This is a genomic window from Arthrobacter sp. CC3 (genome assembly GCF_039907775.1).
GTDB lineage: Bacteria > Actinomycetota > Actinomycetes > Actinomycetales > Micrococcaceae > Arthrobacter.
This window is the reverse complement of sequence record NZ_JARCCY010000093.1, coordinates 1-2,562: the sequence shown is the minus strand read 5'-3', so window position 1 is coordinate 2,562 and position 2,562 is coordinate 1. Positions and strand designations below refer to the sequence as shown.

The window sequence follows — 2,562 nt, the reverse complement described above, 5'->3', positions numbered from 1 at the left end:
AAGCGCTCCCCCAGGGTCGACTGCAGGTATTCCGCGATGCCCAGCCGGACGTCCAGGCCCACGATGTCCGTGGTCCGCAGCGGTCCGGTGGGGTGCTTGTAGCCCAGCACCATGGCGTTGTCGATGTCCTCGGCGGACGCGACACCTTCCTCCACCATGCGCATCGCTTCCAGGGCGATGGCCACGCCCAGGCGTGAGGAGGCAAAACCGGGCGCATCATTGACGACGACGGCGGTCTTGCCGAGCGCCTCGACCCACCTTTTCGCTGCGGTAGCCAGCTCGGGTGAGGTCCGTTCGCCGAGCACCACTTCGATCAGGGTGGACGCCGGCACCGGGTTGAAGAAGTGCAGGCCCAGGAAGTTGCCCGGACGCTTCAGTTCCTTGGCCAGTCCGTTGACGGACAGCGAGGACGTGTTGGAGGCCAGGTAGGCGTCTGCGGCAAGGCGCTCCTCGATGCCGCGCAGGGATGCCACTTTCAGGTCCCAGTCCTCCGGAACGGCTTCCACCACCAGCTGGCGGTCCTTGAAGTCGTCGTAGTCAACGGTCACGGAGAGCCGGGAAACCATCTCGTCCAGGTTGCCGTCCGTGGCGCCGCGCTCGATGCTCTTGGCGGCCGCGGACTCCACGCGTTCCCGGGCAGCTTCGGCCGAGGCTTCGTCCCGCTCCACCACCAGGACGTCGGCTCCGTTGATCAGGAAGGCGTGGGCGATGCCCGCCCCCATCCGGCCGCCGCCGAGGACGCCGACAGTAGCGGGAAGCCCCGCCGGAAGTACGGAATTGCCCATGGTTACTTCGTCCCGTCTGATTTGTCTGAATTCTTGGCTGTCTTCTTGTCAGTCTTCTTGTCCAAGAAGGCCTGCATGCGATCGAACTTCGCCTGGGACTCGAAGAGGATCCCCTGCGCCAGCTGGTCGATCAGCGGGTGCGCCTCGGCCGGTGCGTGGAACACGGACTTGGTGATCCGCACGGCCAGCGGATCCTGCCGCGCAATACGGTCGGCGAGGCTGTGGGCGCCGTCCATCAGGACCGGTGCCTCGTGGATCTCAGTGATGAGGTTGACGGCAAGGGCCTGCTCGGCGCGCAGCACCAGGCCGGCCAGCAGGATCTGCTTGGCAACGGGTTCGCCCACCAGCTCCTTGAGCCGCCAGCTTGCGCCCGCCGCGGCGAGGATGCCCAGGCCGGTCTCGGGATTGCCGATGCGGACGCTGGGCGTGCCGATCCGGAAGTCCGCTGCGTAGGCGAGTTCCGCGCCACCACCCAGGCAGTAGCCGTCCAGGGCCGCAATGACGGGCATGGGCAGCTTGGCGATCCGGACGAAGATCGTGGAATTGATGCCCTGGAGGGCGTCGTCCCGGCGCCGTTCCCGCAGCTGGGCGATGTCCGCACCCGAGGCGAAGACGCCGTCCACGCCCGCAATGATGAGTACCTTGGGGTTCTGCTCCAGCGCGGCGCACACGGCATGGAGTTCGTCCACCATCTGCTGGTCGATCGCGTTCCGGACTTCGGGGCGGTTGAGGAGCACCACCACGCGGTCCTCACGCTCCTCGACCAGGAGGGTTTTGAAGTCCAGGGTGCTCAGGCCGCGGGTGCTCAAGTGGCCGTTCGCGCTTTCCGGGGCCGCCATTACACGCGCTCCAGCAGCATCGCGGTGCCCTGGCCGACGCCGATGCACATGGTGGCCAGGCCCATCCTGGCGTCCTCGCGTTCCATCCGGCCCAGCAGGGTGATGGCGATCCGTGAGCCGCTGGAACCGAGCGGGTGCCCCAGGCTGATGGCGCCGCCGTCGCGGTTAACAATCTCCGGGTCCAGGCCCAGCCGCCGCATGCTGGCGAGCGACTGGGTGGCAAAGGCTTCGTTGAGTTCGACGGCGCCGAGGTCGCCCACGCTGTACCCGCTGCGCTTGAGGACTTTCTGGGTGGCCGGGACAGGACCGATGCCCATGATCTCGGGTTCGCAGCCGGCGGAGGCGCCGTCCACGATGCGGGCCCGGGGCGTGAGGCCGAGCCTTTCGATGGCCGCCTCGGACGCGACGATGATGGCGGAGGCGCCGTCGTTCAGCGTGGAGGAGTTGCCGGCGGTGACAATCGAGCCGCCCTTGACCACGGGGCGGAGCCCGGCGAGCACGTCCATGGTGGTGCCGGCCCGGGGGCCTTCATCGGTGTCCACTACCGTTTCGCCCTTGCGGGTCTTGACCCTCACCGGGACGATTTCGTCCTTGAACCGGCCGGCCGCGATGGCCGCGAGGGAGCGTTCGTGCGAGCGGACGGCGAAGGCGTCGGCGTCTTCGCGGGAGATGCCGTCCACGCGGCCCACTTCCTCTGCCGTTTCCGGCATGGAGTAGGTCATCTTGCCGTCGCGGGACAGCTCGCCCTTCTGGAACAGCGGATTGGCGAAGCGCCAGCCGATGGAGGTGTCGAAGATGGCGCCGGGCTTCGCGAAGGCGGTCTGCGGCTTTTCCTGCACCCAGGGGGCACGGCTCATCGACTCGACGCCGCCGGCGATCACGATGTCAGCTGCACCGGACTTGATCATCTGGCTGGCCATGATGATGGCGCTCAGGCC

The 2,562-nt window shown here is 67.6% G+C and carries 3 protein-coding genes; all 3 read right to left on the bottom strand.

Translation table 11 applies throughout. From position 1 onward, the window contains the following. The coding region (locus tag PV761_RS24100) for a 3-hydroxyacyl-CoA dehydrogenase family protein (protein WP_347900037.1) at nt 1-785 on the bottom strand (785 nt) is incomplete at its 3' end. A gap of 2 nt (nt 786-787) precedes the next feature. Then, complete coding sequence (locus tag PV761_RS24095) at nt 788-1,624, bottom strand: enoyl-CoA hydratase/isomerase family protein (RefSeq protein ID WP_347900036.1); 837 nt, start codon at nt 1,622-1,624, stop codon at nt 788-790. Further along, the coding region (locus tag PV761_RS24090) for a thiolase family protein (protein WP_347900035.1) at nt 1,624-2,562 on the bottom strand (939 nt) is incomplete at its 5' end. The genes PV761_RS24095 and PV761_RS24090, both read right to left, overlap by 1 nt.

What these genes read in the sequence shown, in the direction of transcription:
- PV761_RS24095 (WP_347900036.1), bottom strand. Translation starts at nt 1,624, where the DNA reads ATGGCGGCCCCGGAAAGCGCGAACGGCCACTTGAGCACCCGCGGCCTG.